This is a genomic window from Gallaecimonas kandeliae (assembly GCF_030450055.1).
Taxonomy (GTDB): Bacteria; Pseudomonadota; Gammaproteobacteria; order Enterobacterales; family Gallaecimonadaceae; genus Gallaecimonas; species Gallaecimonas kandeliae.
The window spans coordinates 2,845,820-2,870,282 of sequence record NZ_CP118480.1 but is presented as its reverse complement, the minus strand read 5'-3'; the positions used below and the strand labels follow the sequence as shown (position 1 = coordinate 2,870,282).

The 24,463-nt window shown below is 63.2% G+C and carries 27 protein-coding genes and 1 riboswitch; of the genes, 2 read left to right on the top strand and 25 right to left on the bottom strand.

The genetic code is table 11. The features are described 5' to 3' along the window. Position 1: 1 nt before the first annotated feature. From PVT67_RS14215 to PVT67_RS14140, 16 genes are all read right to left on the bottom strand, one after another. On the bottom strand, positions 2–709 hold the full coding sequence (locus tag PVT67_RS14215) for a glutathione binding-like protein (protein ID WP_301494623.1): 708 nt from the start codon (positions 707–709) through the stop codon (positions 2–4). A 105-nt stretch (positions 710–814) separates the two neighbouring features. Further along, positions 815–1,198, bottom strand: a complete 384-nt coding sequence (locus PVT67_RS14210; protein ID WP_301494621.1) for a YciI family protein — start codon at positions 1,196–1,198, stop codon at positions 815–817. Beyond that, positions 1,195–2,019, bottom strand: coding sequence for a YciI family protein (locus PVT67_RS14205; protein WP_301494620.1), 825 nt, complete (start codon positions 2,017–2,019; stop codon positions 1,195–1,197). The genes PVT67_RS14210 and PVT67_RS14205 overlap by 4 nt, the downstream gene beginning before the upstream one ends. An 83-nt stretch (positions 2,020–2,102) precedes the next feature. Continuing rightward, positions 2,103–3,323 (bottom strand): RNA polymerase sigma factor, encoded by a 1,221-nt coding sequence (locus PVT67_RS14200; RefSeq protein WP_301494618.1) that lies wholly within the window; start codon positions 3,321–3,323, stop codon positions 2,103–2,105. A gap of 63 nt (positions 3,324–3,386) precedes the next feature. Then, the gene (locus PVT67_RS14195) at positions 3,387–4,124 is read right to left on the bottom strand and encodes a COG4705 family protein (protein WP_301494616.1); all 738 of its coding nucleotides are present in this window, start codon (positions 4,122–4,124) and stop codon (positions 3,387–3,389) included. 57 nt (positions 4,125–4,181) lie between these two features. Continuing rightward, entirely contained in the window at positions 4,182–4,664 is a 483-nt protein-coding gene (locus tag PVT67_RS14190) for a hypothetical protein (RefSeq protein ID WP_301494613.1), read from the bottom strand. 91 nt (positions 4,665–4,755) lie between these two features. Then, the gene (locus PVT67_RS14185; RefSeq protein ID WP_301494611.1) at positions 4,756–6,102 is read right to left on the bottom strand and encodes a diguanylate cyclase; all 1,347 of its coding nucleotides are present in this window, start codon (positions 6,100–6,102) and stop codon (positions 4,756–4,758) included. A gap of 115 nt (positions 6,103–6,217) precedes the next feature. Continuing rightward, positions 6,218–6,697, bottom strand: coding sequence for a DUF2059 domain-containing protein (locus PVT67_RS14180; RefSeq protein ID WP_301494609.1), 480 nt, complete (start codon positions 6,695–6,697; stop codon positions 6,218–6,220). Between the two features lie 42 nt (positions 6,698–6,739). Beyond that, positions 6,740–7,588 (bottom strand): patatin-like phospholipase family protein, encoded by an 849-nt coding sequence (locus tag PVT67_RS14175; protein WP_301494607.1) that lies wholly within the window; start codon positions 7,586–7,588, stop codon positions 6,740–6,742. 67 nt (positions 7,589–7,655) lie between these two features. After that, on the bottom strand, positions 7,656–7,865 hold the full coding sequence (locus tag PVT67_RS14170; protein ID WP_301494605.1) for a zinc ribbon domain-containing protein: 210 nt from the start codon (positions 7,863–7,865) through the stop codon (positions 7,656–7,658). A gap of 65 nt (positions 7,866–7,930) precedes the next feature. Beyond that, on the bottom strand, positions 7,931–9,895 hold the full coding sequence (locus tag PVT67_RS14165; protein ID WP_301494603.1) for a sensor domain-containing diguanylate cyclase: 1,965 nt from the start codon (positions 9,893–9,895) through the stop codon (positions 7,931–7,933). A gap of 146 nt (positions 9,896–10,041) precedes the next feature. Then, entirely contained in the window at positions 10,042–11,313 is a 1,272-nt protein-coding gene (locus tag PVT67_RS14160) for a sensor domain-containing protein (RefSeq protein ID WP_301494602.1), read from the bottom strand. Positions 11,314–11,462: 149 nt separating this feature from the next. Next, the gene (locus tag PVT67_RS14155; RefSeq protein ID WP_473092208.1) at positions 11,463–11,984 is read right to left on the bottom strand and encodes a GFA family protein; all 522 of its coding nucleotides are present in this window, start codon (positions 11,982–11,984) and stop codon (positions 11,463–11,465) included. Between the two features lie 42 nt (positions 11,985–12,026). Next, entirely contained in the window at positions 12,027–12,458 is a 432-nt protein-coding gene (locus PVT67_RS14150) for a hypothetical protein (RefSeq protein ID WP_301494598.1), read from the bottom strand. Positions 12,459–12,544: 86 nt separating this feature from the next. Continuing rightward, positions 12,545–12,928, bottom strand: a complete 384-nt coding sequence (locus tag PVT67_RS14145; protein WP_301494596.1) for a nuclear transport factor 2 family protein — start codon at positions 12,926–12,928, stop codon at positions 12,545–12,547. Between the two features lie 46 nt (positions 12,929–12,974). Next, positions 12,975–13,283 carry a hypothetical protein gene (locus tag PVT67_RS14140; protein ID WP_301494594.1) on the bottom strand — a complete coding sequence of 103 codons (309 nt, stop codon included), beginning with the start codon at positions 13,281–13,283 and terminating at the stop codon, positions 12,975–12,977. Positions 13,284–13,421: 138 nt separating this feature from the next. Between PVT67_RS14140 and PVT67_RS14135 the strand changes: the two genes are divergently transcribed. Then, positions 13,422–14,684, top strand: coding sequence for a DEAD/DEAH box helicase (locus PVT67_RS14135; protein ID WP_336407757.1), 1,263 nt, complete (start codon positions 13,422–13,424; stop codon positions 14,682–14,684). 212 nt (positions 14,685–14,896) lie between these two features. On the opposite strand, the gene PVT67_RS14130 is transcribed toward PVT67_RS14135, so the two are convergent. From PVT67_RS14130 to PVT67_RS14105, 6 genes are all read right to left on the bottom strand, one after another. Further along, on the bottom strand, positions 14,897–15,532 hold the full coding sequence (locus PVT67_RS14130; RefSeq protein ID WP_301494592.1) for a YopT-type cysteine protease domain-containing protein: 636 nt from the start codon (positions 15,530–15,532) through the stop codon (positions 14,897–14,899). Between the two features lie 743 nt (positions 15,533–16,275). Continuing rightward, on the bottom strand, positions 16,276–16,581 hold the full coding sequence (locus PVT67_RS14125) for a panthothenate synthetase (protein ID WP_301494589.1): 306 nt from the start codon (positions 16,579–16,581) through the stop codon (positions 16,276–16,278). A 173-nt stretch (positions 16,582–16,754) separates the two neighbouring features. Further along, positions 16,755–17,477: a YebC/PmpR family DNA-binding transcriptional regulator gene (locus tag PVT67_RS14120; protein ID WP_301494587.1), complete on the bottom strand. Its 723-nt coding sequence runs from the start codon at positions 17,475–17,477 to the stop codon at positions 16,755–16,757. Positions 17,478–17,585: 108 nt separating this feature from the next. After that, positions 17,586–18,254 (bottom strand): 3,4-dihydroxy-2-butanone-4-phosphate synthase, encoded by a 669-nt coding sequence (ribB, locus tag PVT67_RS14115; RefSeq protein WP_301494585.1) that lies wholly within the window; start codon positions 18,252–18,254, stop codon positions 17,586–17,588. Between the two features lie 84 nt (positions 18,255–18,338). Further along, positions 18,339–18,482: riboswitch (FMN riboswitch) on the bottom strand. Between the two features lie 105 nt (positions 18,483–18,587). Next, positions 18,588–19,451 (bottom strand): MBL fold metallo-hydrolase, encoded by an 864-nt coding sequence (locus PVT67_RS14110; RefSeq protein ID WP_301494583.1) that lies wholly within the window; start codon positions 19,449–19,451, stop codon positions 18,588–18,590. A 46-nt stretch (positions 19,452–19,497) separates the two neighbouring features. Next, positions 19,498–20,382, bottom strand: coding sequence for a LysR substrate-binding domain-containing protein (locus tag PVT67_RS14105; protein ID WP_301494581.1), 885 nt, complete (start codon positions 20,380–20,382; stop codon positions 19,498–19,500). A gap of 101 nt (positions 20,383–20,483) precedes the next feature. On the opposite strand from PVT67_RS14105, the gene PVT67_RS14100 reads away from it, so the two are divergent. Further along, positions 20,484–21,440: a TDT family transporter gene (locus tag PVT67_RS14100; protein ID WP_301494579.1), complete on the top strand. Its 957-nt coding sequence runs from the start codon at positions 20,484–20,486 to the stop codon at positions 21,438–21,440. Positions 21,441–21,505: 65 nt separating this feature from the next. On the opposite strand, the gene PVT67_RS14095 is transcribed toward PVT67_RS14100, so the two are convergent. From PVT67_RS14095 to PVT67_RS14085, 3 genes are all read right to left on the bottom strand, one after another. Then, a complete protein-coding gene (locus PVT67_RS14095) occupies positions 21,506–22,546 on the bottom strand; it encodes an NAD(P)H-dependent flavin oxidoreductase (RefSeq protein WP_301494577.1) in 1,041 nt (346 codons plus the stop codon). A gap of 124 nt (positions 22,547–22,670) precedes the next feature. Further along, positions 22,671–23,351: a type 1 glutamine amidotransferase domain-containing protein gene (locus PVT67_RS14090; protein ID WP_301494575.1), complete on the bottom strand. Its 681-nt coding sequence runs from the start codon at positions 23,349–23,351 to the stop codon at positions 22,671–22,673. A gap of 15 nt (positions 23,352–23,366) precedes the next feature. After that, entirely contained in the window at positions 23,367–24,401 is a 1,035-nt protein-coding gene (locus tag PVT67_RS14085; protein WP_301494573.1) for an NADP-dependent oxidoreductase, read from the bottom strand. Positions 24,402–24,463: the final 62 nt, after the last annotated feature.

Here is a 24,463-nt window from a genome sequence, read left to right as displayed (position 1 = left end):
CTCAGGCCTTGGCGGTGCTGGCGGCTGTCTGGCCGAAGAGGATCTTCTTGCCTTCCTCCGTCACCGCAGCCCGGCTCTGGCTGACTGCCTCACCCCTGGCGTAGGCCCTTTTCGTGGCGGGGCGCTGGGCTATGGCCTCGAACCAGCGCTTGAGGTGGGGGAACTCATTGAGATCCTGGCGCTGGCGCTGATGGGGCACTATCCAGGGGTAGATGGCCATGTCGGCGATGCTGTAGTGGTCGCCGGCGACGAACTGGCGGCCCGTCAGGCGCTTGTCCAGCACCCCGTAGAGGCGGTTGGTTTCGTTGACGTAGCGGTTGACGGCGTAAGGGATGGTCTCGGGGGCATAGGTGCCGAAGTGGTGGTTCTGGCCGGCCATGGGCCCCAGGCCTCCCACCTGCCAGAACAGCCACTCGTTGACCGTCTTGCGGCCGCGTTGGTCCTTGGGCCAGAACTGGCCGGCCTTTTCCGCCAGGTACTGGAGTATGGCGCCGGACTCGAAGACGGTGATGGGCTCGCCGCCGTCGGCCGGGGCCTGGTCGATGATGGCCGGCATGCGGTTGTTGGGGGAGAAGGCCAGGAATTGTGGTTTGAACTGGTCACCGGCGCTGATGTCGACCGGGATGATGCGGTAGTCCAGACCCGTCTCTTCCAGGAAGAGGGTGATTTTGTGGCCGTTGGGGGTGGGCCAGTAGTAGAGATCGATCATGGTGGCTCCAAAATGGGGGCAGTTGGTTCCTGCCTGACAGTCCCGACCCTAGGGCCGGGACCGCCGCAAGTAAAATGCCCATTTGGCACAACTTATAGCCGCCGGCTATTTGCGTTCCTGGTAATGGACGTTGTCGCTGGCCGCCAGCTGGCGCACCGGGCGCACTTCCACGCAGCCGTAGCGGGCCGGGGGAATGCGCCCGGCCAGGCTGATGGCCTCGTTGAGATCCCGGGCCTCGAGCAGGTAGAAACCGGCCAGTTGCTCCTTGGTCTCGCTGAAGGGGCCGTCGGTGATCTGAACCCGGCCGTTGCGCACCCGCACCGTAGTGGCGCTGTCGACGCCGAGCAGGGCTTCGCCCCCCAGCATATGGCCGGAGCCCTGCAGCCCCGCGACGCAGGCCAGGCACTCCTGGTTCAGTTCGTCCCACTGGCCCTGGCTGAGTTCGGCCAGGGCCGCTTCCTGGTAATAGACAAGGGCGAGGTATTTCATGGTTGGGGCTTCTCGCAGTTGATCATCCAGGGAATGCCGAAGCGGTCCACCAGCATGCCGAAACCCAGGGCCCAGGCCGTCTCGGTGAAGGGCATGGTCGCCTGGCCGCCTTCCACCAGGGCGTCGTAGATGGTCCTGGCCTTGCCTGGGTCTGTGTAGTTCAGGGTGACGTGGAAGCCCTGGGGCTTCTGGTAGCGCTCCGGGGTGGCGTCGGAGGCCATCAGCTGCCAGTGGCCGACCCTGAAGCGGGTGTGCAGCACCAGGTCCAGGTATTGCTCGGGCATGCCCTCGGCCATGGGGGAGCCGCGGAAGGGCATCAGCATCTCCACCTTGGCGCCCAGGACTTGCTCGTAGAAGGCCAGGGCCTCGCGGCAGTTGCCGTTGAAGTCCAGGTAGGTGTTGACCTGGGCCGGGCCTTCGACGAGGCGCTGGAACTGGTCTTCGATCAGGTCGATGCCGTCGCCGGGCTCGAAGTCGGACAGCTCGAAGAGGGGGCGCAGTTCCAGGGTGACGTCGCCGTCTTCCCTGGGCCAGCGCTTGACCCATTCGATGGCCTCTTCCTTGGTGGCCGTCTCTATCATGGAGAAACCGGCCAGCAGCTCCTTGGTCTCGCCGAAGGGCCCGTCTGTGACCAGGGGCTGGCCGTCCTTGAAGCTGACCCTGACCCCTTCGCGGCTCGGCTTGAGGCCGACCCCGTCCTTCATCACCCCGGCTTCCATCATGGCCTGGTTGTAGCTGCCCATGGCGGTCAGCAGTTCGTTGCTGGGCATGACGCCGGCTTCGGTATTGGCGTCGGCTTTGCGCAGTATCATGAATTTCATGTGGTTCTCCTGTTCCCTTGAGGTTGATTCATTCCTTAGTCGAAGAAGCCTGGCCGAGATCGACAGGCTTTTTAAAAATTTTTTCAAAGGGCCGCCAGGCGCCGCTCCAGGAAGCGCCGCTCAGGCCCCTGCCGGGTCAGGGCCAGGGCCTGCCGGTAGGCTGCGCGGGCTTCTTCGCACCGGCCCAGGCGGCGGCAGAGATCGGCGCGGGCGGCATGGGCCAGGTGGTAGCCGCCGAGGTCCTCCAAGAGGGCGTCCACCTCGGCCAGACCCGCCTCGGCCCCCTGGACCATGGCCAGGGCCACGGCGCGGTTGAGGGCCACCACAGGGCTTGGCTGCAAGGCCAGCAGGCGGTCGTAGAGGCCGAGGATCTGCGGCCAGTCGGTGGCCTGGAAGCTGGCGGCCTCGCAGTGCAAGGCGGCGATGGCGGCCTGCAGGCAATAGGGGCCGGCCGGGCCCTGCCGGAGGGCGGCCATCACCAAGGCTTCGCCTTCTGCAATCTGGGCGCGGTGCCAGAGGCGCCGGTCCTGGTCTTCGAGGGTCACCAGCTCGCCTTGGGCGTCGAGGCGGGCGTCGCGGCGGGCGTCCTGGAACTGCATCAGTGCCAGCAGGCCCAGCACTTCGGGCTGGGGCAGCAGCTCGGCAAGCAACCGGCCGAGGCGGATGGCCTCCTGGCTGAGGTCGTGGCGCAGCAGGGCGTCGCCGGCCGTGGCCGAGTAGCCTTCGTTGTAGAGCAGGTAGACGACCTTGAGCACCGCCTCCAGGCGCCCCGGCAGGGCGGCAGGGCCCGGCACCTCGAAGGGGATGGCGGCGTCACGTATTTTGGCCTTGGCCCGCACTATGCGCTGGGCCAGGGTAGGGGCGCTGCTCAGGAAGGCGCGGGCGATTTCTTCGGTGCTGAGGTCGCAGAGTTCACGCAAGGTCAGGGCCAGCTGGGCTTCCAGGGCCAGGGCCGGGTGGCAGCAGGTGAAGATGAGCCGCAGCCTGTCGTCTTCCAGCCATTGGGGGTCGAAGGGGGCGGCTTCCAGGCGGCCGGCAAGGTCGGCCTGGCTATGGTCGAAACGGGCGCGGCGGCGCAGCTCGTCTATGGCCTTGAAGCGGCCTGTAGACACCAACCAGGCGCGGGGATTGGCGGGCAGGCCTTCAACAGGCCATTGGCTCAAGGCGGCGGCGAAGGCCTCGTGCAGGGCTTCTTCGGCAAGGTCGAAATCCCCCAGCAGGCGGATAAGGCTGGCCAGCACCCGCCGTGATTCCCGCTGGTAACCGTCTTTTAGCCAATCCAGTGCCGCCTGCCCTTCCGCCATCCCCTGCCTCCGACTTCCAAATCGGACTCCAGCTTGGCTTAGGCGGCGACGGAAGGGAAGGGCTTATTGGCGGGCCAGCACCCGGTGTTGGCGCCAGCTCCTTGCCACCAGCACCGTCAGTATGCTGGCCAGCACCAGAGAGGCACCCTGGGTGCCCAGCGCCAGGCCGCCGTCGTCCAGAGGCTTGGTCAGCAGGTCGCCGAAGGTGGCGCCGAAGGGGCGGGTCAGCACGAAGGCCAACCAGAACAGTGCCACCCTGTTGAGGGAGGTCCATTTGTAGGCCAGGGCTATGGCCAGTATGGCGCCGCCGATGACGCTGGCACCGCCGAGGAAGCCGAGGCCGGAGTCGTCCGCCAGGTAGTCGCCCAGCGCCGTGCCCAGGGTGTTGGAGACGAGGATGGTGGCCCAGTAGAAGGACTCGCTCCTGAGCCCCTGGATATGGTCAACCGACAGGCTCTTCTCGCTGGCTTTCCAGAGCAGCAGCATGGCCACCAGGGCGCTTGCCAGCAGAGTCGATCCCAACAGGTAGCCCAGCTCCAGGCTGCGGTCCATGAAGTCCGACATTGTGGTGCCGGCGGTGCTGGTGGCGAGGATCACAGTCCAGTAGAGGGCGGGGTGGAAGCGCTTGCTCCTGAGCTGGGCCAGCAGGGCGGCCAGGAAGAGGCCAAGCAGCAGCGCCGTGCTGGCGCCGTAGCCGAGCCCCAGGGTCATGGACAAGAGATCCCCCGCCGTTTCCCCCAGGGTGGTGGCACAGATCTTCATCACCCAGAAGGCGAGGGTGACTTGGGCGACTTTGTTCATGGCGGGCCCTTGCTTGGCGTGGACCCTCAAGCATGGCGGCCCAAGCTTAGGGAAAGCTTAGGGGGCCATGCAGCGCAGCTCGTGCCAGGCCTGGCTGAAGTAGCCCTCGACCCTTTGCTGCTGGATCTGGCCCAGGGTGCCCTTGAGCCTCAGCACCAGGCTGCCCACTTCCCGCAGGCCGGCGCAGTAGTCGTTACCCCTGACATGGGTCCAGAGCTGGCTGGCGACGTTGCCCACCACATAGGCGCCCAGCAGCACCGACTTCAACTGCTGGTCCAGCTGGCGGTCGGCCATCCAGGGCAGGGCCAGGTCGTCCACCGCCACCATCACCAGGGGGCTCTGCTGGGCAAAGTCCATGACCTGGCCAACGGCGGCGAAGCCCTGGGGTGTCAGCGGCGCCTGGCGATAATTGGCTACGGCCTTGGCGGCTTGGTTGAGGGTGACGTGGTTTTCATCGAAGCCGAGGCCTGTGCTCGGCCAGAGCAGGGCGGGTGCCAGCAGGGCGGCGAAGGCCCAGGTGGGTGCTTGCTTGGTTCTCATTTCTTGATGCCCCCATGGGTTGTGGCAACGGGGAGCGTCCCCGGTAACGGCTTGGCCGGGGGCATCTGGGCGCTAGCCCATAGGATCGATACTAGTTGCTCTGGGGGATCTTTGCGGGGGCTTGGGTGGCGAAGGTGACCTTGTTGCGGCCCTGCTCCTTGGACTGGTAGAGGGCGGTATCGGCGCACCAGAGCAGGGTTTCGGCCGAATTGCCCTGGTCGGGGTGGCTGGCGACCCCCAGGCTGATGGTGATCCTGGCCGAGACCCCGCCATCCAGCAGGATCTCCTGTTCTTCCACCGCCTTTCTCAGCCGTTCCGCCGTCTGCCGCACGGCCTCCTGGTCCCCTTCCGGCAGTATCACCACGAACTCCTCGCCGCCCAGGCGGCAGGCCTTGTCCACCTCCCTGACGTTGTCCTGCAAGGTCTTGGCCAGGGTGCGCAGGGCCTGGTCACCGGCCTGGTGGCCGTGGCTGTCGTTGAAGTCCTTGAAGTGGTCTATGTCACAGATGATCAGGCTGAAGGGCTTGCCGTAGCGCTGGCTGCGCTGGAGTTCCTCGGCCAGCAGCCGGTCGAATTCGCGCCTGTTGTAGAGGCCGGTGAGGCCGTCGGTGGCGGCAGCCCTGGCCAGGGCCCGCTCCTGTTCGAGGATCTGCTGGGTCATCTGGTTGAAGGCGGCGGCCACGTTGACCAGTTCATGGGGCAGCCGCACATGGACTTGGTGCTCCCTGTCGCCAGCGGCCAGGCGCTGGGCGCCCTGGGCCAGCTGCTCCATGCTGTTGACCAGGGATCTGTTGATCACCCAGACCCCCAGGCAGGCAAAGAGCAGGGACAGGCTGAATCCCCCTATGGCCAGGCGCTCCAGGAGCTGGAGGTCGGCCAGGGCCTGGTCGTGGTTCTGCTCGTTCTCGATGCGAAGATCGTCGAAGAGCTGGCCCAGATCCTGGCCAAGGCCGTCGATATCGGCCCCCCACTGCTCCAGGCTGACGCTGGCGGCATGGTCGCCGTGCAGCCCCTGTTGGGACAGCAGCTGGCTCGACTGTGCCTCCAGCAGCTGCCAGCCCCGCTCCGATGTCGCCAGATCCCGACCCGCCAGTATGTCGCCCTGGAGGGCACTACGCAGGGCTTTGAAGCTGTCGGCGATCTGGGCCGCCTGCTTGTGGTAGTCGTCGAGGTGGCTGATCTTACCATCGGCTTCGTAGTCGACGACTGTGTCCGACAGGCCCCAGAGGGAGAGTTGCAGCTGTTGCAGGGGAAGCAGTATCTGCCGGTGCTTGGAAGCGACCTCCGCCAGGGGCTGGATCACGGCCTGGTGGTAGAGCAGGTAGCCGCCAAGGGCCGAGAGGAAGCTGGGCAGGAAGGTCATCAGCATGCCCATGGCCAGCCAGAACTTCAGGGAGCGGTGCCGCCAGAAAGCCGAAAGCTGTTTGATTGGCCCCATCCCTTTCTCCCTTGCGGTGGCGTTGCGGCCCAGAGGCGAGCCGCAACGGATCTCTTAGTGCTTGGGCCAAGCCCTGTCAAAGCGGGCTTGGAGAGCGGCGGTTGCGCCGCCGGGCTCAGCCGCCCTTTTGGCTTTGCTGAAGCGACTGGATGCGCTCGGCTTCGGCTTTGATCATGTCCCTAAGCTCACCTGAGTGTTGCTGGACTCGCTGGTAGCCCAGTTGGGCGCCTTTGCTCATCAGTGCCGGCAGCTTCTCGACCGTCTTCTGGCCAGTAGGAGTGCTATAGAAGGCATTGATTTCCTTCAATTCCTTGGCTGTGAACGCCTCGGAATAGATTTTGGTCATGTCCTCTTTGAGGCTGTCGTAACCCATGTATTTCTGCATGAATTTCAGCATCACGCCTTTGTATGGCACCAGAACGGGTTTCTGCTTCAGCTGAAGTTCCAGCATCTGGTTCATGGCGTCGGCCAAGACGGTCTTCATGTGGATGATGTTGAGGAACTTCTCGGCTTCGGCCCGGGACGCTTCGTCGGCCATGGCCTGGGAAGAAAGCAGCAGTGAGGAGATAAGCAGGATGCGTTTGGTGATGTTCAAGGTCTAGTCCTTTAGCTGAGGCGGCCCTTTGTGGGCCTGAGCCTAGAGTGTATCCGTGCTCGGCTGTGGGTGCCAATTCGCCGCCGCCAGGCCCATGGCGTAGCCGGCGTCCAGCTTGCGCTTGTCGGTGGTGGTGCGGCCCACGGCGAAGCCGGGGGGCGGCGCTATCACCTTGAGCCGGCAGTCCGGCGGGGGATTTTCGATGAAGTCGATGGCGGCATTGTAGTTCAGGTGGCGCCTGAGCATGGCCTCGGCCAGGGCCGGGGTCTGGCGCAGCAGCCGGCGCACCAGCCAGGGGGCCTTGCTGGACCTCTTGCGGTAGCCAAGGGGCTGGGACAGCACCACTGTGATGTCCCTCGCCCCCATCTCGTAGGCCTTGAGCACGGGGATGGAATCGGCCACGCCGCCGTCTGTCATGGGCTGGCCTTCGATCTCCGGGTAATGGCGGTAGGCCAGGGGCACGGAGCAGGAGGCCTTGAGCAGCTGCTCGAGGTTGCAGGCATCGGCCTGGATGTAGGCGGCCTGGCCGTCCTCGACCCGGGTTGTGACCACGTGCAATGGCAGGGGCTGGGCGGCGAAGGTCTCGAGATCCAGGCGGATCTCGCGGATGGTGATCTCCCAGAGCCAGTCGAGATCCAGCCAGTGGCCGCCCTTGAGGAAGCGGCCCAGGCCGATGAATTCGGGGCGGCAGGAATAGTCGGTGATCACCTTGTAGTTGCGGCCCCGCTGCCCGGCCAGCCAGGCCGCCAGGTTGGTGGAGCCGGCGGAGACGCCGATGCAAAAGTCGAAGTCGTTGTGGCCTTGGTCGAGGAAGGCGTCCAGGACGCCGGTGGCGAAGATGCCGCGCATGGCGCCCCCTTCCACCACCAGGGCTTTTTTGTCTGCTTGCATGGGGCTTTGGCTGTGGTTGCCGGCCACTGTACCCCAGGCCGCCGGGGCGGCGCTGGAATGCACTGTTTCAGCCGGCGAGGAAATCGAAGAGGCTGCCGAGCTGGGAGCTGTCGCCCTTGTAGAACTCGGTGTAGCGGCAGCGGCCGCAGGTGACGGCGCTGTATTTCTTGTTCTGGACGTCGAACAGCTTGGACAGGAAGCCCCCTGCCACCCGTATTTCCCCTGTCTCGAAATGGCGGTTGCCGCATTTGGGGCAGGCCCAGTTCCGGTGCTCCATCTGGTGCTCCTCCTTGTGGTTGCGGCTTCCAGGCTAAGCCAGGTCTTGGGCTTGGGGCAAGGCTGTCAGCTCACTCCTTCCATGTGGAAACCGGCCTTGCCGGCGGCCTTGGCCTTGTACATGGCCTGGTCGGCGGCCTTGATCAGGTCGGCGACGGTCTGGCCGTGGAGGGGGTAGAGGCTGATGCCGATGCTGCAGCCGATGCGCAGTTCCAGGCCCTCTATCTGGTAGGGCTGGGTGATGGTCTCGATCAGCTTCTCGGCGATGAAGGCGGTGTTGGCCGGATCCTTGATGTCCTCCATGATCACCGAAAACTCGTCGCCGCCCAGGCGGGCTATCTTGTCGCTCTTGCGCACCGAGCCCTGCAGGCGCCTGGCTACCATGGTCAGCAGCTTGTCCCCCACCTCGTGGCCGTGGTTGTCGTTGACCGGTTTGAAGTTGTCGAGGTCGATGAAGAAGAAGGCGCAATAACCGCCTTTCTGCTGGACCCTGGCCAGGGCCTTGTTGGCCTGCTCCAGGTAGTAACGCCGGTTCACCAGGCCTGTCAGGTGGTCGTAGTGGGCCATGTCCTTGAGCTGCTTCTCGTAGATGATGCGGTCGCTGATGTCGGAGTAGGTGGCCACGTAGTGGATGATGTTGTTGCCCTGGTCCCGCACGGCACTGATGCTGAGCCGCACCGGCAGCTTGAGGCCGCGGCCCTGGGCCAGTTCGGTGTCGCCCTGCCAGTGGCCTTCCTTGGCCAGCTTGGCGCCGAACTGGGGGTCGTGCTCCTGGCCGTTGTGGAAGAAATGGGCGTGGCGACCCAGCAGATCCTCCCGGTTCACCCCGGCCATGGCGCAATAGGCCTGGTTGACGTTCATGATGCGCTGCTGGCGATCGGCGATGATGATGCCGTCCCTGCTGCCTTCCAGCACGGTGGCGGACAGCCGCAGCTGCTCTTCCACCTGCTTCTTGACCGTCTGGTCCAGCACGAAGGCGATACCCTTGTCGGCGTGGCCCTCGAAGAGGGTGCCGCCGATATAGACGGGCACCCGCCGCCCCGAGCTGTGCAGGAATTCCTTCTCGAAGGGGTGGCAATAGCTCATCTCGGCTATCTCGGCGCGGGCTATCTCGTCCTTGCCCTGGTGCTCCTCGGGTGTCAGCTTGCTCCAGTCCAGTCGGCCCTGCTGCAGTTCTGCCCTGCTGTAGCCGAGCATGTCGAGGAAGACGTCGTTGGCGTCCAATATCCGGCCTTCCAGGTCCCAGTCGAAGATCCCCAGCATGTCCGAGCTGAGCAGGCTCTGCAGACGGTTCTCGCTGAAGCGCAGCTTGGCTTCGGTTTCGTTGAGGCGGGCTACGATACGCCTGGAGATGTAGAGGGCGGTCAGGATCATCAGCACCAGGGCGACGAAGGACACCGACAAGGTGACCCTCTTGACCCACCTGGAGCCGTCGCTGAGCACCGAGGAGAATTCCACTTCCATCTCGTTGAGCTTGTGGTTGAGCCTGTCCAGCTCGGCAACCAGGCTGGGGTCACCCTTGCCGTGGGCCTGGTGCAGGGCCTCGCCTATCTGTTGCAGTTGCTTGATGTCCTGGTCGGCCCTGGTCCAGATGTCGATGGCCCTGGCCATGTAGTAGACGTATTGAAAACGTTCGAAAAAGCTGATGAGGCCGTCGACATCGTCGGGATGGTTGCCCCCTTCCAGGAAGCCTTGCCGGGCTATGGCCTCGTCGGGGCTGGGCAGTTGCAGGGCCTGGCGGGCCTTGCTGTCCCCCAGGTTGACCTTGAGGGCGGCCTGGAAGGCCTGGAAGTGGGCTTCGTCGCCGGACTGGCTGTATTGGTAGAGCTGCAGCACGGCGTCTTTCTGGGCCTTGGCCCAGAGCCCCTCGCCCCTGACATAGGCCCGCACGCTATTCATGGTTTCGGCTTGGAAGTAACCCAGCAGGAAGACGATGACGCTGATGGCCAGCAGCAGCCAGATGATGATCTTGACCTGACCCTTCATGGGGGACTTGGGCTGGTTTTCGGCCTTGTCTTGGCGTTGCGCCATACGGCTCCTCTGACGTTCTTCCCTGTGAGGAGGCCAAGGTCAGCGTGACCCTGGAGCCTAGGGGTGCTGCCTGAAGTCTAGCAGGCGCTTGTCATCCAAGCGTAAACGACGGATTTAGGGTCAAACTGTAGGATTTTGTACAACGGCTAACGGCCTCGCCCCTTGGCGCAGTACATGCTGGCATCGGCGTGGCGCAGCAGGCTGGAGCTGTCCTCGCCGTGCTCGGGATAGAGGGCCAGGCCTATGCTGGCGGAGAGGTTGAAGGCTTGATCCGCGACCTGGACGGGGGCAAGCAGGGCGGCGCTCAGTTTGTCCACCAGCCGGCCGGCCTGGGCCTGGTTCTTGACTTCGGTCATCAGCACTATGAACTCGTCACCGCCGAGGCGCGCTACTGTATCTGAGCTGCGCACCGCCTCGGTCAGCCGCCTGGCCACCTCGCAAAGCACCTTGTCGCCCGCATCATGGCCGTGGTTGTCGTTGATCGCCTTGAAATCGTTGAGGTCCAGGTAGAGCAGGGCCAGGGACAGCCGGTGGCGTTGGGCCCTGGCCATGGCCATGGCCAGCCGGTCGTGGAAGAGGGTGCGGTTGGGCAGCAGGGTCAGGGGATCGTGGCCGGCCATGTGCTTGAGCTGGGCCTCCGTCTGCTTGCGCTCTATGGCGGTGGCCACCTGTATGGACACGAATTGCAGCAGTTCCTGCTGGTGCGGCTGGAAGCGCCCCTCCTGGCCCTTGGCCTGCACCACAAGGGCGCCCATGACGCCCCTTTGGCAGCGCAGCGGCACCCCCAGCCAATCCGGTTCTTCCCCGCCAGGGCGCAGCACTGCCTTGTCTTGTGTTATCACCTCGGACAAGGCGCTATCGAGCAGCAGCGCCTTGGGCGGCTGGCTGCCAGACCAATAGGGAATGCTGAGGTTGTCGGCGTCGTAGAGCACCACGGCAAAGCTGCCGACCGGCAACAGCTCGTCGATGATCCTGTGGATCTGCTGGTAGAGGGCCGCCAGGCCCTCGGCGTCGTGGGCGGCTTCGGAGATCCTATACAGGGCCTGCTGCTGGCGCCGGCTCTGGTGGTGGACTGTCACGTCCCGGCCCACAGCCAGGCGCAGCTTGTCGTCTTCCGACCAACGGGCCGACCAGCTCATCCAGACGTCGTGGCCGTCCTTGTGCAGGTAGCGGTTCTCGAAGTGGCGCAGGGCCATGCCCTCGTTGATCTGGCTGGCCACCGCCCGGGTGCGCTCACGATCCTCGGGGTGGACCAGATCGATCATGTTGCTGCCCAGCAGCTCTTCGGGGCTGTAGCCGAGGATGGGCTGGCAGGCGGCGCTGACATAGACGAAGCGCCCCTGTGGGTCCACCACGCAGACCAGGTCCAGCAGCAGGTCCAGGGTTTTTTCCAGCAGCAGGGGAGATGCCAAGGCCATAGGGATCACCGGGAATGCAACAACGCCATAACCACTATTACAGTTTAGTGCCCGATAGCCAAGGGCAGCCCAGGCCCAGGGCGGCTTTTAAGGGGGGAGGAGGCAGTGCCGGGTGGCGGCGAAGCCGGCGGGCAACGATGGCCATGCGCCTAACCGGCCCTGCTTGGCAGCAGCATGGCCAGCCGGGCCAGGATCAGCTTGGCGACAAATTTGAACGGGAAGGTCGGGTAGGCCGGCAGGCCAGGAGGCAGCTCGGCCCCTTCGGCCTTGAACTTGGTGAGGATGCGCAGTTGCAGGGGCGGCGCTTCCCCTTCGAAGCGGGCCCGGCACAGCGAGAACCAGTGGCCTTTCTGGAATTCGAGGAACATGAAACTGTTGCAGCAGGACGCCAGCACCCGCCGTGACGGCGCCCCTTCCTTCAGCCAGCGGTCACGCAAAAGCGGCTCGCCCTTGACGCACTTCACCCTGTCTTTTCGGAACAGCAAAAACGCCGTGCCTCCGGCCTTGTCCAGCACCATTGGCGCTCCCGGCAAGGCCTCCAGCTCCCTGCCCGCCGCCTGGCAGTCGTCGCAATAGCAGGCCGCCCCGATAATGGGCTCCCCCAAAGTCTCGATCTCCACAGCGCCACAGCGGCAGCGCGCTATCCGTTTTATCTTTGCCGAAGCTGACATTGTGAGTCCCTTCTGTTTGGTACATTAAGTTGTTACCGCACCTTACATTCCGTCGATGGGGTGCTCTAAAAGGGCTTTGAAGCCTTGCTGCAAATCCTCGGTATTAAGAAAAGTGCCGCCTTGTGGCTCAAAGGTTGTGGCAGAAAAATTCTCCGACAGTAGGTAGGCCATTGCCATTGCCACTGTCATTTCGGAAAAGTCTCCCCCCCAGCGAAAGGTCACCACGACGGGGCTTTCATACTTGCCTGAATCGAAATCAGGGAAGTCAGCTGACACCGCACCGTAGTCACTAACATAAGTCTCAACGCCTGATTTTTTACCATTTAAAACCGCAGGGAGATAACCCGTATGCTTTTTCATATCAACGTGGGCATTAAAGATGATGGGTAGCGATTCCTTCACGGCCAACGCATTCATTTGGTCCGTATTGGGCATATCCTTCAGTGCCATAATGACGAATAACTCCATTGACATTTATTTACCCTCTTGTTCGATATATGCCGCCACAGTTTTCATGGGATGTTCTTGGAAGTCTGTCATTTGGCAGCGTGCTAGGGCCCCTAGGCCACAACAGTGCCCTGGTGGTAGACGACCTGCCAGCCATCGGGGGTTTGCCGCCAGAGGCTTGCCCTCTGGGTGATGCGGCCGGACTGGTCGAGGTTGTAGGAGGCCAAATAAAGATCGGCCGCGAGCCGCTGGCAGCGAAAGTTTGTGACCACTAACTCTTCTTTCGCTGGGCCGCCATGGCGCTGTTCCAAGGTGTCGAGGACAAAGGCCCGGGAATATACCTGGCCCGAAGCGCCGACCTCCCAGAACTCCTCGGCCATCATCCGCTCAAAATCCTGCCGGCTACTGCCAAACTCCGCCCGATGAAACAAAGGCTCCCGCGCCGCCAACTCGACGGTGATGTCGCTTAGCTCTTGGTTGTTACTGTCTGGTCTCATAATCATCTTGGCACAAAATGCAGCGGCGCATTTATGCGCCCGCCTGTCAGCTGATGATCTCCCCGAGAGCTTCTATCCACTGCTCGGCTTCGGCGACGATAAATTCGTAACATGACTCGTCTGATAAAGTGACTCGAATTGCGTCAGTCGTCACCGGCATTATGCCGCCACCTTTGCCTAAACACTTGGCCACGGATTTGATTTCATCGCGCTTGAACCGATACGGACCCAGTCCAAACTGCTCGTTGAAGGGGACAAAAGAAACGTCCGAATCCGTCAACGACAGCTTCCCATCTGCCCTGGCCACACCCAACTGCACTGTCGCTACTGAAGATCTCATCATTTTTTCAGGCATGGTGTTTTTTCCGGGTTTATGTTTGGAAGTTAATTCCTAATTTAGGGGGCGGAGCTGCGTATACGATATCATCTCTGATAGTCATCGCAGGCTTCCAGGGTTTCTATGCTACAATAGCGCCGCCCGGATTTACTATAAGTGGTTGATTTTATGAGTTTTTCCACCCTAGGTCTTCACGTGGATTTATTGGCCATCATCGATGTGCTTGGTTATCAAACGCCAACGCCGATCCAACAAGCGGCGATCCCAGAAGTCCTGGCGGGTCACGATGTGATGGCGGGGGCGCAAACGGGGACCGGTAAAACGGCCGCCTTTGCCTTGCCATTGATCCAACGTCACCTCGTTCGAGAAGCCTCTGAAAAAGCCATTCGTGTGTTGGTGCTGACGCCAACGCGGGAACTGGCTCAACAAGTACACCAAAGCTTTGTGAAATACAGTCAAGGCTTAGGTTTCAACTCGGTCGTGGCTTACGGCGGGGCCAGTATCAAGGCGCAGATCGATGCGTTGAACCAAGGCTGTGATGTCCTGGTGGCGACACCGGGCCGTTTGCTGGAGCTGGCCATCAAAGAGCTTATTGACCTGGGCACCGTTGAGACACTGGTTCTCGATGAAGCTGATCGCATGTTGGATATGGGTTTTATTGTCGATATCAACCGCATCCTGAAACGCCTACCCGAAAGGCGCCAAACCCTGTTCTTCTCCGCCACCTTCAACGATGACGTCTTTGCCCTCAGCAAAACCATTCTAAAGCAGCCAAAACTGATCGAAGTCGCCGAACGAAATGCGACGGCAGCGAAGATTGAGCAGCGCTTTTTTGAAGTCGACAACAAGCGCAAAGCGGCTTTGGTGGCGTACCTGATCGGCTCCAAAAATTGGCAACAGGTGCTTATCTTCACGCGCACCAAGCAAGCGGTGGACGAGCTTGCTAAAGAGCTTGCCAAAGATGGCATCAGCGCCACCGCTGTACATGGCGATAAATCCCAAGGCGCCCGCGACCGTGGCTTGGAAGAGTTTAAAGCTGGCCAAGTGCGTGCCCTTGTCGCCACCGACGTGGCCGCGCGCGGCTTGGACATCGAGCAACTGCAATACGTGATCAATTATGAGCTGCCTTACAACGCCGAAGACTATATTCACCGCATCGGCCGAACCGGCCGTGCAGGTCAAGCGGGCCTGGCCGTATCACTAGTCTCCAACAAAGAAAAATACCTACTCAAAGACGTAGAAAAACTCACCGGCGAACACTTTAACCTGCAGTGGATGGAAGGCTTCGAACCGGATCTCTTGGCGCAGGAAGAAGCCAGCAGCCCCAAGGGTAAATCCTCCAAGAAATCCCTACGCGCCAAAGCCCTTGGGCAAAGCGGCAGCAACAAAGCTAAATCAGGCAAACCGCGTCGCCGCTAGGTCTTTGTCGAAGTATTGGGAGAAAAGGGAAATGCTATGGAGCTGGAGATTCAAATAGATCCATGAGGAAAACGACAAGGTGAGCGGTGGGGTTTTCGGGGCGAAGCGGAGAAAACCCCGACCGACTCGACCGTTTTGTTATGTCGTTTTTCACTATATTGTCAAAATACTCGGGCGATTGCTGGTAAAGTGAGGATTAGTTATTTAATTCATTAGGTCACTCTAACCGCGATCCAATTCGTAATGAAGCCATAGGTATCGCAACCTTTCTTGACGTCAATTTGGAATTGCAACATCTCCCATGGAGCGTAGTTATCTACCGAGTATTGGCCATAATTGGGATCAAAAAAAATTAAATCTCGACCTTTATTCAAAACAGCTACAGCGTGTGCGCCTCCACCGGCAAAAATGAAAGCAATCACATAACATCCTTCTGTTGCAGTCACTACTTCAAGCCAGCCATTGTGATCACTCAAAATAGACCCTACATCTTTGCCGACCTCGGTGGCAGAAATACAGAATGCAGCTGCCATCGCTTGGTAATAGACTTCACTAAGCATGCCTTCTACCCCAAAAGTACCCTTCCTGTTCTGTCGTACCTGCCACGACTGCATAGCTTGTGCGGCGATCATTAGGGGGGTGTGTGTAATTAACTCACTCTTGTCCAGAATTTTTCGGTTCAATTTTATGCATTGACGGCACCAGAGCATTGAATAGGCAAAGCAGTTACCGGATTTTTTTTTGTCCTTCAATGCCTTTCGAAGTAAAGGGTTACTGCTAACGCCAAACTTGGTTCCAAAAGTGTGCTCGACGTTGTTTAAACCCAAGGCGGGCCAGTCTTGAATCATAGCTTGCTCTCCTTTTACTGTTTAAAAATATACCGAACGTTTATCGTTGAAAGGACGCTCTAGCCATCGGCATAACATTTTTATTAGCGACCGCGGTCGCTTTTACTCATTAGACCAGCCAGTATCAAACTGACAACTCGCTGATCCCCTTGCTTGCTGGAGCAGGGCTCTTGGGGCCCCTTTTAGTGGAGCGCTGAGCCGCCGGGAGCGTGAGCTGGCGTGACAAATTTGCCGGGAGCAAATTTGAACATCGGAGCCTGCGACGATGGCCCGTTAGGGCGAGGACCAGGAAGGTCCGAGTAACCAGGACGCCGAGCGAGCGGAATACGTGGTTGGACCCGCGTACGCAGCGGTCAGCGGCAAGCGACCAGAGGCGAAGAACAAGCGAAGCGTGGGGCCGGGTTTTGGGTACTTTTGCCGCAAAAGTACCGCGCCAGCGGGGCGCCCCCCGCGAACAAAAAGCCGTGCCGCAGGCACATTCAAGACACGCTACCGCCCTTGAGATGACGGGCCTCCACTCCCTCACTGTCCTTGTAATCTTCCTTAATCGTGCCAACTTACGGCTGGCTAGGCCGCCAGCATGGCACTGCCTAAAACTCAACCACCCCTACCATAAGCCACTGATCCCAAGCCGTAAAGCGGCGGCCAGGCCGAAAAAGCAATCCCGAACCTGGCCCCCCCCTCACCGCCGGTAAGGCAAATTCTTCAACCGCCAAACCGCCGCGAGGGCAAACCGCAAAACCTCAACGCCACTTGCGACCCAGATCCTCCAAGCCGGCGCGAGCCAGGTCATCAGGACTCATCACCGGATGGAAAAAGCACTGGGCACCCAACTTCAGGAAGAAGGGCTCGGCGATGGACGGGATCTGGGCCGGATCCTGGATATCGACGACGAGGATGCAGCCACGGCACCCCTCGGGCGCGAAGAAATAGGCCGACTCGGGCCTGATGGATTCCAGCATGGCGGCCAGGGTGCTGCCGGCGCTGCCGTCGCGCACCAACTGGTTGAAGGGCTCTACGGGCATCTGGACTTGCACGAGCATTTTCATGGTAACCACCTCGGGTTGGCGCTGCCGGTGGCGGCCACATCCTTGTCTGCCGGGCGGCAGCCTGGTGTGTGTCATGGGGCCTTCAAAGTGTAGTGGGGCTGGGCGGCAAGGTGGGGGCGTATTTGGGGCATAAAAAAACGGAGCCGAGGCTCCGTTTTTGCTACCTGTGGCGATCAGCCTTCGAAGCTGCCGTTGTGGTAGATCTCCTGGACGTCTTCCAAGTCGTTGAGCATGGCGGCGAAGCGCTCGAACTGCTCGGCGTCTTCGCCGGCCAGGTTGTGCTCGGCGTGGGGCAGGTAGGTGATCTCTTCCATCTCGAAGTTGATCTCCGGGTTCATCTCCTGCAGGGCCGTCTTGGTCTTGAAGAACTCGGTGGGCGGCACCAGCACCGTGATCATGCCTTCTTCGCTCTCGATGTCGGAGACGTCCACGTCCGCTTCCATCAGGGCTTCCAGGGCCGGCTCTTCGTCGTCGCCGGGGAAGACGAACATGGCGCGGTGGTCGAACATGTGGGAGACGGAACCCTGGCTGCCCAGCTTGGCCTTGCAGCGGGAGAAGACGCCGCGGATCTCGCCGAAGGTGCGGTTGGGGTTGTCGGTCAGGGCGCTGATCAGCACCAGAGCGCCGCCGGGGCCAATGCCTTCGTAGAGGGCGGGCTGGAAGTCTTCACCGCCGGCACCGCTGGCCTTGTCGATGGCCTTCTCGATGACGTGGGTGGGGACCTGGTCTTTCTTGGCACGGTCGATCAGGCTGCGCAGGGCCAGGTTGCCCGAGGGGTCGCCGCCGCCCTGCTTGGCGCAGACATAGATGTTGCGGCCGTACTTGGAATAGATCTTGGTCTTGGTTGCGGCCGTTTTGGCCATGGATTCTTTACGGTTGTTAAACGCTCGTCCCATGGGAACTTCATCCATTGACTAATTGGAAACCCCCGGATTGTAACCGCAGCGGGCCCTGGCGTAAAAAAAAAGCGGGCCTGGGCCCGCTTCTTGGCGATAAAGCGGGGCTCAGCTGGCCTGCTTCTGGGCAGCCAGGCGGTACTGGACCAAGTCTTCGATGCTCAGCACCGGCATGCCGTGCTTGTGGCCGAAGGCGATGATTTGTGGCAGCCGGGCCATGGTGCCGTCCTCGTTGGTGAGCTCGCAGAGCACGCCAAAGGGCTCGAGGCCGGCCAGGCGCATCAGGTCGACAGTGCCTTCTGTGTGGCCGCGGCGCTCCAGCACGCCGCCGCTCTTGGCGCGCAGCGGGAAGACGTGGCCGGGGCGGGCCAGGTGCTCGGGCTTGGCGCCGGGGGCCGTGGCGGTCTTGATGGTGGTGACCCTGTCGGCGGCGGAGACGCCCGTGGTGACCCCTTCCTTGGCCTCGATGGAGACGGTGAAGGCGGTCTGGTTCTTGCTGTTGTTGGCGGCCACCATGGGCGGCAGCTCCAGCTGGGCGGCCTGCTGGTCGGTCAGGCAGAGGCAGACGATGCCGCTGCATTCACGGATCATCAGGGCCATCTGGGCGTCGGTAAGGTGCTGGGCGCTGTAGATGAGGTCCCCTTCGTTTTCGCGGTCCTCATCGTCCACCACCAGTACCCCCTGGCCCTGGCGCAGGGCCTCGAGGGCCGCCTCGACACGCTCCAAGGGGGTGCCGAACTGGGCCAGCAGGGAAGGCTGTTGATTGGTCTGACTCATGGTACTCAAGCTCCTAAGGCTACCAGAATCAGGGCACAGGAAGGCCGCGGCCAGGCCGCAGCAAGGCACTGGCGGGGCCAGTACCCTTATCCTCTTTCATCCGGACTATGACCGTCGGCTCTGGACTTGGACCAGATCTGCTGACCCCGGCATGGCCGGGCGCTCGCGGGCTCGCTGCCGTGGCAGCCTACCGCCGGTGGGGAATTTCGCCCCGCCCTGAGAATAAGTTGATTGAACGCGCACTCCCGGCCAGGAGCCTGGGGTACGCGGCGGCCATGCTACTGCGCCTCGCGCCTCATGGGAAGCGGACAGTGGCGAAAACCGCTGTAACAATCAGAGCTGGTCCAGGGGCAGCTTGAGGTAATGGACGCCGTTGGCCTCGGCGGCGGGCAGGTGGCCGGCGTTGAGGTTGAACTGCACGGCCGGCAGCAGCAGCCTGGGCACGGCCAATGTCTGGTCACGGGCCTCGCGCATGCCGACGAAGGCGGCCTTGTCCACGCCCTGGTGGATATGGACGTTGTGCTGGCGCTGGTCCTCTATGCTGGTGCGGCAGTCGAAGTGGTCGCGGCCCGGCGCCTTGTAGTCGTGGCAGAGGAAGATGCGGGTCTGGCCCGGCAGGGCGTAGAGCCTGTGGATGGAATCATAGAGGGTGGCGGCGTCGCCGCCTGGGAAGTCGCAGCGGGCCGTGCCGTAGTCGGGCATGAAGAGGGTGTCGCCGACGAAGAGGGCGTCGCCGATGAGGTAGCAGGCGCAGGCCGGGGTATGGCCGGGGCTGTGCAGCACCTTGACTTCCAAGCTGCCGAGGGCGAAGCGCTCGCCGTCGTGGAAGAGGCAGTCGAACTGGCTGCCGTCCAGGGGTACATCAGGCCCCAGGTTGAAGAGGTGGGCGAACTGGCGCTGCACCACGGGCACCTGATCGCCGATGCCGATATGGCCGCCGAGGCGGGCCTGCAGGTAGGCGCTGGCGGTGAGGTGGTCGGCATGGACATGGGTCTCCAGCAGGTACTGAACCTCCAGGCCCTTGGCCTCCACCATTTCGGCTATGGCGTCGGCCCCTTCATGGCTGATGCGGGCGGCGGCCGGGTCGAAATTGAGCACGGGATCTATGATGGCGGCGGCGTGGCTGGCCGGGTCCCGCACCAGGTAGCTGTAGCTGTTGGTGGCCTCGTCGAAGAAGGGCGTAACGTCGGGTCTCATGGAAAACTCCAAAGCGGTACTAGCTAGAGGTTAAGCGCTGCGGCCATTATTGCCCAGCCTTGGCGGGCGGGCTTTGATCCAGGCAAAAGTCGACGAAGCGGCGTAGCAGCGTCGAGTGGTACTTCTGGCGGTGCCAGGCCAGGCGCAATGTCCTCGGGAAGCGCGCTGCCAGCCCGAGCTGCACCAGTTGGCCGCTTTGCAGCCGGGGCGCGGCCGCCAGTTTTGACACCAGGGTCAGCCCCAGGCCCTGTTCCACGGCCCCCATCACCGCCTCCAGGGTGTTGAGCTCCAGCACCTGGGCCGGCGCCACCCTGGGGGCCAGCTCCCGGTCGAACTGCTCGCGGCTGCCGGACTGGACTTCGCGCAGCACCCAGGGCTGGCCGGCCAGGGCCTCGAGCGGCAGCCGCGACTGGCCGGCCAGGGGGTGGCCGGGCCTTGCCAGCACCAGCATCTCGTCCTCCAGCCAGTCCTTCGTCAGCAGCGCAGGGTGGTGTACTTCCCCTTCCACCAGGGCCAGATCCAGCTCGAAGTGGGCCAGCATGGCGCAGAGGTTGTGGGTGTTGGTGATCCGCACCTGGGCCGTCGCCGCGGGCATCTTGGCCAGCAGGGCAGGGAGCAGGTAGTTGCCTATGGTCTGGCTGGCGCCGAGGCGCAGCAGCCCCTGGGGAGCGGCGTCGTCCTGGAACAGGGCCTGGATGTCCTGCACCCTGTCCAGCAGCTCCTCGGCCAGGGGCTGGAGTTGGCGGCCCTGGTCGTTGAGCTGGAGCCTGGGGTGGACCCGGTCGAAGAGGGGGCTGCCCAGTTGGCGCTCCAGTTCGGCCAGGGCCTGGGAAACGGCGCCCTTGCTGAGGAAGAGCTCTTCTGCCGCCGGGCCCAGGCCGCCGTGGCGGGCGATGCTGGCGAAGACGGCCAACTGCTTGAGACTGATCATGGTGTTCTTTATTTCTAAACGTTTAGTTTAAAACGTTTAGATATCATAGATGACGGCCGCTGCCTATGATGGCGCCATCTTCCCTGTACCGGACCGCCACCATGTTCGCCTTCAGCCGCCAACGCCTCGCCGCCGCCCCCACTCCCATGGCCGGCCTGGCCCTCGGCATCGCCAGCCTCGGCTGGTCCTGGGAGAGCGCCGCCCCCCTGGGGGGCCACGCCCAGGCCCTGGGGGCCGCCGTCGCCGCCGTGCTGCTGCTGGTGCTGGCCGCCAAGTTCCTGCTCCACCCCTGGCTGCTCTGGCAGGATCTGGCCCACCCCGTGGTGGGCTCGGTGGTGCCCACCTTCGCCATGGCGACCATGGTGCTGTCCAAGGCCTGGACCAGCCCTGGGCTCTGGTTGCTGGCGGTGGCGCTGCACCTTCTCTTCCTGGCCAGCTTCGCCTGGCACAGGCTCAAGGATTTCAGGCTGCATCACATGGTGCCCAGCTGGTTCGTGCCGCCGGTGGGGATCATAGTGGCGGCCGTGGCCAGCCCGGGCGGCGCCCTGGCTCCCCTGGCCACAGCGCTGCTCTGGTTCGGCATCCTCTGCTACGGCCTGATGCTGCCGCTGATGCTGTACCGGCTGGTATTTGCCGAGGCGGTGCCCCAGGCGGCCCTGCCGACCCTGGCCATCATGGCGGCGCCGGCCAGCCTGTCCCTGGCCGGTTACCTGACCCTGGTGGCCGAGCCTTCGCCGCTGCTGGTGGCCTTGCTGCTGGGCATAGCGGTGCTGATGACGTCCTTCATCTACCTGGCCTTCTTTCGGCTGCTGCGGTTGCCCTTCAGCCCCGGCTACGCCGCCTTCACCTTCCCCATGGTGATCGGAGCCACGGCGCTGTTCAAATGCAGCGCCCTGTTCGGCCATTGGGGCCAGGGGCCGGTGGCCCTGCAACTGCGCGGCCTGGCCGGGCTTGAGCTGGCGGTGGCCACCCTGGTGGTGGGCTACGTGGCCCTTCGCTACCTGCTGCACTTCAAACCCTGGAAGCCGGCCCTGGCCGCGGCCGGCGAGCAGGCATAGAGGAGCCTGGCCCGCTAAAGCATGAAAAAAGCCGCCTTAGGCGGCTTTTTTCATGGGCTGCGCCGTTATAGCGCGCCCAGTTCGGCGGCCAGGGTTTTGACCAGCTTGGCGGCGGGCAGGGCGCGGGCCAGGGGGGCGCCCTGGCCGGCCCACTGTACGGCAAAATCGGGGTTGCCTGCGGCCTGGGCGGCCGCTACCAGGGCCTTGCCGGCGTGGTAGGCGACGGGGTAGTCCGGCACCTTGCCGGCCAACTTCCAGAAGCGGTTGGGCAGGCCCCGGGCGGGGCGGCCTGAGATGGCGCTGGTAAAGGCAGTGTGGTGGGCGCGCCCGCTTTGCAATGCAGCGCGGTAGCTGTCGTTGGCGGCGGACTCGGGGCAGAGGATAAAGGCGGTACCGAGCTGGGCGGCGCAAGCCCCCAGGTTGAGGGCGGCCCGGATCCCGGCGCCGTCCATGATGCCGCCGGCGGCGATGATGGGCAGCGGGCTCCTGGCTGCCAAGAGCCGCACCAGGGCCAGGGTGCCGAGGCCGTTGTCCTTGGCCGGGTCGAAGACGCCTCGATGGCCGCCCGCCTCAATGCCTTGGGCCACCAGGGCGTCGATGCCGGCCGCCTGGGCCTGCTCGGCCTCGGCCAGGGAGGTGACGCTGGCCAGCAGCAAGGTCCCGCTGGCCTTGAAGGCCTGGATGGCCCCGGCGGAGGGCAGCCCGAAATGGAAGCTGACGACCTTGGGACGTACCGACAGCAGCAGGTCCAGCATGCCGGGGTCGGCCAGGAAGCTGGGGTAGGGTTCCTTGAGGGCTTCGGGTGCCTCGGCATTGAGCTCGCCAAAGAGCGGGGCCAGGGTGGCCAGCCAGTTGGCTTCCAGGGCCGGGTTGCGCTGGGGGACCTGGTGGCAGAAGAGGTTGAAATTGACCGGCCTGTCGGTGAGGGCGCGGGTCTGTTCGATAAGGGCCCTGGCCTGGTCGATGCTGCTGGCGCCCAGGGCCAGGGAGCCCAGGCCGCCGGCGCCCGAGACGGCCGCCGCCATCTGTGGTGTCGAGACCCCGGCCATGGGGGCCTGGATGACGGGGTGGCGCATGCCCAATGCCTTCAGCAGATCCTGCTCCATAGCTGGCTCCTTCGATTGTCTGCCCCAGATCTTATAGTCCAGCTCTGGCTTGCGGGTAGCGGCTGCGCCAAGGGGAGCGCCTGGTGCGGCAAGCATGAAAAAGGCTCCCGCAGGAGCCTTGTTCTCAGCTGCCCAGCAGCGCCAGCAGGGCCTGGGCCGTGGCCTCGGAGGAGGCGGGGTTCTGGCCGGTGACCAGCAGGCCGTCGCTGACGACGAAGGGAGCCCAGTCCTCACCTTTGCCGTAGTGGCCGCCATTGGCCTTGAGCATCTCTTCCACCAGGAAGGGCACGACTTGGGTCAGGCCCACGGCGTCTTCCTCGCTGTTGCTGAAGCCGGTAACGGCCTTGCCTTGGACCAGGGGAGCACCGTCGGCATCTTTGGTATGGCGGAAGATGGCGGGGGCGTGGCAGACGGCGGCCACCGGTTTGCCGGCCTGGATGGCGCCTTCGATGAGGGCGATGGAGGCCTTGTCCTCGGCGAGATCCCAGAGGGGGCCGTGGCCACCGGGGTAGAAGAGGGCGTCGAAGGCGTCCAGTTGGATCTCGGCCAGCTTGGCGGTGCTGGCCAGGGTGGCCAGGGCCGCGCTGTCGGCCTCGAAGCGGCGGGTGGCGTCCGTCTGGAAGGCCGGATCGGCGCTCTTGGGATCCAGGGGCGGCTGGCCGCCCAGAGGCGAGGCCAGGGTCAGCTGGGCGCCGGCGTCCTTGAGGGCATAGTAGGGGGCGGCCAGCTCTTCGAGCCAGAAGCCGGTCTTCTCGCCGGTGTCACCCAACTGGTCGTGGGAGGTCAGTACCATCAGTATCTTCATCTTGTTTTCCTCTTGTCAGTCGTCGGCGCCGACGCGGATCACCAGCTTGCCGAAGTTCTCGCCCTTGAGCAGGCCGATAAGGGCGGCGGGGGCCTGTTCCAGGCCGTCGATCATTTCTTCGCGGTACTTGATGCTGCCGTCACCGACCCAGCGGCTCATGTCCTGCCAGAACTCGCCGAAGCGGTGGCCGTAGTCGTCGAAGATGATGAAGCCCTGCATGCGGATGCGTTTTTTCAGCAGGGTGCCCATCAGCAGCGGCAACCGGTCCGGGCCGGCGGGCAGCTCGGTGGCGTTGTACTGGGAGACCAGGCCGCAGACAGGGACCCGGGCGCCGGTATTGAGCAGCGGCAGCACGGCGTCGAAGACCTTGCCGCCGACGTTCTCGAAGTAGACGTCGATGCCGGCGGGGCAGGCCTTGGCCAGTTGCTCGGCGACGTCGGGTGCCCTGTGGTCCAGGCAGGCGTCAAAGCCCAGTTCCTCTACGGCATAGCGGCATTTCTCCTCGCCGCCGGCGACACCCACCACGCGGCAGCCCTTGAGCTTGCCGATTTGGCCGACGGTGGCCCCCACTGGGCCTGTGGCGGCGGCCACCACCAGGGTTTCACCGGCCTTGGGCTGGCCTATGTCCAGCAGGCCCATGTAGGCGGTGAAGCCGGGCATGCCCAGTACGCCAAGGGCGTAGGAAGGGGCGGCAGGGGTTTGGCCGAGGTTGGTGAGACCGGTGCCGTCGCTCAACGCATATTGCTGCCAGCCGCTGTAGGACAGCACCCAGTCCCCTTCGCGGTAGTCGGGGTGTTTGGAGCTGAGCACCCGGCCGACGGTGCCGCCCACCATCAGCTCGCCGATCTGTACCGGCGGAGCGTAGGAGGGGGCGTCACTCATGCGGCCGCGCATGTAGGGGTCCAGGGACAGGAAGACGGTGCGCAGCAGCACCTGGCCCTGGGCCGGCTCGGGAATGGGGGCCTGCTCCAGGCGGAAGTTGTCAGGAGTGGGTTCGCCCTGGGGGCGGGATGCCAGCACGATGCGGCTGTTGGTGGTGCTCTGGGACATGGCAGTCTCCTTGGTTGTTTGAGTAGACCAGTCGTCTAGTGTCCGGGTAAATAAAGGGGCCG